The organism is Nocardia amamiensis NBRC 102102 (genome assembly GCF_001612745.1).
Taxonomy (GTDB): Bacteria; Actinomycetota; Actinomycetes; order Mycobacteriales; family Mycobacteriaceae; genus Nocardia; species Nocardia amamiensis.
In genome coordinates, this window is the sequence record NZ_BDBA01000098.1 from 1 (window position 1) to 4,484 (window position 4,484).

The window sequence follows — 4,484 nt, forward strand, 5'->3', positions numbered from 1 at the left end:
CTGCGCGGCGGCGGATCGGTCTTGGGCAGGTGCAGAACGATCTGCATTGCCTGCACCATGGCCGGGTCGTCCGGATCGCCGGTGCCGCCGTACCCGCCCGCCAGCTCGGCATGCCGCACGCGAAATCCCGCGATGTCCGATGCCGCCGTGCTGGTCTCGCCACCGCCGACCTCGGCCCCGCAGTTCGGGATCCCCGTCATCACTCCACCCTGATCGTCGGAACCCTCAACCCAGTGGGACGCGGCGCAGCAGCCCGTCTCTGGCATCCGCGGCCTCCACCTCGTGCCGGGTGACCCCGAGGATGAACAGCACCGCGTCCAGGTAGGGGTGCGAAAGCGCGGCGTCGGCGACCTCGCGCAACGCGGGCTTGGCGTTGAACGCGATGCCGAGCCCAGCGGCGTTGAGCATGTCGATGTCGTTGGCGCCGTCGCCGACCGCGACGGTCTGTTCCATCGGCACCCCGGCCTCGGCCGCGAACTTGCGCAGTGCGGTGGCCTTGGCCGCCCGGTCGACGATCTCCCCGACGACCCGGCCGGTCAGCTTGCCGTCCACGACCTCGAGCGTGTTCGCCTGCACGAAGTCCAATTCCAGCTCGTGCGCCAGCGGTTCGATCACCTGCCGGAAGCCGCCGGAAACCACGCCGCAGCGGAAGCCGATGCGGCGCAGTGTGCGAATGGTGGTGCGCGCGCCAGGGGTCAGCGTGATCTTGTCGGCCACCGCCTCGATCACCGACTCGTCGAGACCGGCCAGCGTCGCGACCCGCTGCCGCAGCGATTCGGCGAAGTCGATCTCCCCGCGCATGGCGGCCTCGGTGACCCTGCGGACCTCGTCCTCGACGCCCGCGTGCGCGGCGAGCATCTCGATGACCTCGCCCTGGATCAGCGTCGAATCGACGTCGAACACGATCAGGCGTTTGCCGCGGCGCGCCAGCCCGGCGCGCTCCACCGCGACGTCCACCTCCTCGGTGACCGCCACCTCGGCGAGCGCGGTGCGCAGCCGGGAATCCGTGTCGGGGCCGGAGTCGATCGCGGTGACCATCAGTTCCATACCCGTCACCGGGTAGTCGGCGATGCCGCGGATGGTGTCGATGTTGGCACCGAGAGCGGCCAGTTGCCGCGAGACCGCGCTGAACGCGCGCGCCGTGACCGGGCTACCGAGGATCACCACCGCGTGGGTGGACATCGGCTGCCTGCCGATCGCCGCGTCCACCTCCACGTCGACGTGCATGCCGACGGTGTTCATGGCCTCTTCGAGTTCGTCCTGCAACGCTTCAGGGTCGTTCGGACAGGTGACCAGGACGCCAAGGGTCAGCCTCCCCCGGATCACGACCTGCTCCACGTCCAGCAGGCTCACCTGGTGCCGCGACATCGCCGCGAGCAGCACGGACGTCACACCGGGGCGGTCGGGCCCGGTGACGGTGACGAGGACGGTGGTGTCGGCCAACTGATGAGCTCCAAGTTCGGTGTTTGCCGTCGCTGTGCTGGACATCGTTGTCGCAACGCCACGGGGCGTGTCGGTCTGCACAAATGAGTGTGCACCCGCTGGTCCTCAGCAGGTGCACACCCGTCGCGTCGAATCCTACGGCGCGGCCGGAGGATTTCCGGCTAAGCCCTCGAGGCCGCAGCCGGACGAAGTCCGTCCGCAGCCCGCGCCGGGCCGAGCGCAGGCGAGGCAGCCGCCTTACTTCGCGCCGACCGTTTCGTGGACCTCGACGGCGTGCTTGCCCGAGCCCCAGCCGACGTGCGCTTCGGCGCGCATGCGGTCGATCATGTGCGGGTAGTGCAGCTCGAAGGCGGGCCGCTCGGAGCGGATGCGCGGCAGCTCGTAGAAGTTGTGCCGCGGCGGCGGGCAGGTGGTGGCCCACTCCAGCGAGTTGCCGTAACCCCACGGGTCGTCCACGGTGACGACTTCGCCGTAGCGGTAGCTCTTGAAGACGTTCCACAGGAACGGCAGCATCGACGCGCCGAGCACGAAGGCACCGATGGTGGAGATCGTGTTCAGCGTGGTGAAGCCGTCGCTGGGCAGGTAGTCGGCGTAGCGGCGCGGCATGCCCTCGGCGCCGAGCCAGTGCTGCACCAGGAAGGTGGTGTGGAAGCCGATCAAGGTGGTCCAGAAGTGCCACTTGGCCAGGCGCTCGTCGAGCATGCGTCCGGTCATCTTGGGGAACCAGAAGTAGATGCCCGCGTAGGTGGCGAACACGATGGTGCCGAACAGCACGTAGTGGAAGTGCGCCACGACGAAGTAGGAGTCGGTGACGTGGAAGTCCAGCGGCGGGCTGGCCAGGATGACGCCGGAAAGACCACCGAAGAGGAAGGTGACGATGAACCCGATGGAGAACAGCATCGGCGATTCGAATGTGAGCTGACCGCGCCACATGGTGCCGATCCAGTTGAAGAACTTCACGCCGGTCGGGACCGCGATGAGGAAGGTCATGAACGAGAAGTACGGCAGCAGCACCGCGCCGGTGGCGTACATGTGGTGCGCCCACACCGCGATGGACAGGGCGGCGATGCCCAGGGTGGCGTAGACGAGGGTGGTGTAACCGAAGATCGGTTTGCGTGAGAAGACCGGGAAGATCTCGGAGACGATGCCGAAGAACGGCAGCGCGATGATGTACACCTCGGGGTGGCCGAAGAACCAGAACAGGTGCTGGTAGAGCAGGATGCCGCCGGTGGCCGGGTCGTAGATGTGGCCGCCCAGGTGGCGGTCGTAGGCCAGGCCGAACAGCGCCGCGGTCAGCAGCGGGAAGGCGAGCAGCACGAGGACGCTGGTGACGGCGATGTTCCAGGTGAAGATCGGCATCCGGAACATGGTCATACCCGGCGCGCGCAGGCAGACGACGGTGGTCAGCATGTTGACGCCACCGAGGATGGTGCCGAGACCGGATACCGCCAGACCCAGGATCCACAGGTCGGTGCCGACGCCGGGCGAGTGCAGGATGTCGGTCAGCGGCACGTACGCCGTCCAGCCGAAGTCCGCGGCACCACCCGGGGTGATGAAGCCCGCGGTCGCCATGCTGGCGCCGAACGCGTAGAGCCAGTAGCTGAAGGCGTTCAGTCGCGGGAAGGCGACGTCGGGCGCGCCGATCTGCAGCGGCAGGATGATGTTGGCGAAGCCGAACACGATCGCGGTCGCGTAGAACAGCAGCATGATCGTGCCGTGCATGGTGAACAACTGGTTGAACTGCTCGGGCGAGAGGAACTGCAGGCCTGGCCGCGCCAGCTCACCGCGCATCAGCAGGGCCATCAGGCCACCGATGAGGAAGAAGGCCATCGACGTGGTCAGGTACATGACACCGAGGACCTTGGGGTCCGTGGTGGTGACCATCTTGTAGATGAACGAGCCCTTCGGCCCGGTCCGAGCCGGATACGGCCGAGTCGCTTCCAATTGAGGGACTGGCTGGGGCTCTACGGCAGTCACTGATCCTCCTGAAAGGTGCCTTTAGGTCGCTCCGCAGGCTCCGCTGATCGCATCGATCCCGATGCGGGACAGACGACAGTTCGCTTGCGCTCATCGAATCGTAAACGGTGCCTATCGGGCGGGCCGAACGGGTCCTACTCTCTGTCGTATTTCCACGGTGCGCCCGCGTACCGATGAGAACTACCGGCCGCTGCCGTCTCTACCGGTGACAGACCTTCACCTCGGCCAGGAGACCAGCGATGACCAATCCGAACGACACCAAGCCCGGCGATCCCTGCTGGGTCGATCTCTACACCTCCGATCCCGAGCGCAGTATCGCGTTCTACCGCGACCTGTTCGGCTGGACCGCCGAACGGGCGGGCGCGGAGTTCGGCGGCTACATCACCTTCCGCAAGGACGGCCGCGCGGTAGCGGGCGCGATGGGCAGGATGCCGGGTGACACCGACAGCCCCGAGCAGTGGACGGTGTATCTCGCCAGCCCCGACGCCCAAGCCACCGCGGACGCGGCCGTCGCCGCGGGCGCGGCGCTGATCGTGCCCGTGATGCGGGTCGGCGAGCTGGGCACGATGGCCGTGCTCGGCGACGTCGGCGGCGCGGGCGTCGGCATCTGGCAGGCCGGGACGTTCCCGGGGTTCGAGGCGATGGGCCTGGTCTCCGGCGGGCAGTGGCGCGAGCACGCGGGCGCGCCGTCCTGGTTCGAATTGCACACCCGCGCCTACGACGCCTCGCTGGCGTTCTACCGGGACGTCTTCGGCTGGTCGGACGTCTTCACCATCTCCGATGTCCCGGAGTTCCGCTACACCACGATCCACGCGCAGAGCCCGATGCTCGGCGGCGTCATGGACGCCTCGGCCTTTCTGCCCGAAGGCGCGCCCGCGGGCTGGACCGTCTACTTCGGCGCCGACAACGTGGACAAGACCGTCGAGCGGGTCGTCGAGCTGGGCGGCTCGGTGCTGTCACCCGCCGAGGACACCCCCTACGGCCGCATGGCCTCGGTTACGGACGCCACGGGCGCCCGATTCAGCATCGGCGGAGAGAAGGCCTGAGGGGTCCCAGCGGCCGCC

Annotated in this window: 3 protein-coding genes and 1 pseudogene; 1 reads left to right on the forward strand and 3 read right to left on the reverse strand. The window is 67.9% G+C overall.

Annotated elements, in window-relative coordinates:
• The 3 genes and pseudogenes from NA4_RS19095 to ctaD form a co-directional block, all read right to left on the reverse strand.
• Nucleotides 1-200 (reverse strand): annotated as a pseudogene (locus NA4_RS19095) (peptidyl-tRNA hydrolase); the annotation flags it as partial.
• A 25-nt stretch (nt 201-225) separates the two neighbouring features.
• Nucleotides 226-1,443 (reverse strand): phosphoserine phosphatase SerB, encoded by a 1,218-nt coding sequence (serB, locus tag NA4_RS19100; RefSeq protein ID WP_373862807.1) that lies wholly within the window; start codon nt 1,441-1,443, stop codon nt 226-228.
• A gap of 237 nt (nt 1,444-1,680) precedes the next feature.
• A complete protein-coding gene (gene ctaD, locus NA4_RS19105; RefSeq protein ID WP_084497229.1) occupies nt 1,681-3,420 on the reverse strand; it encodes an aa3-type cytochrome oxidase subunit I in 1,740 nt (579 codons plus the stop codon).
• Between the two features lie 239 nt (nt 3,421-3,659).
• Between ctaD and NA4_RS19110 the strand changes: the two genes are divergently transcribed.
• Complete coding sequence (locus NA4_RS19110) at nt 3,660-4,466, forward strand: VOC family protein (RefSeq protein WP_067471409.1); 807 nt, start codon at nt 3,660-3,662, stop codon at nt 4,464-4,466.
• The last annotated feature ends 18 nt before the right edge of the window (nt 4,467-4,484 follow it).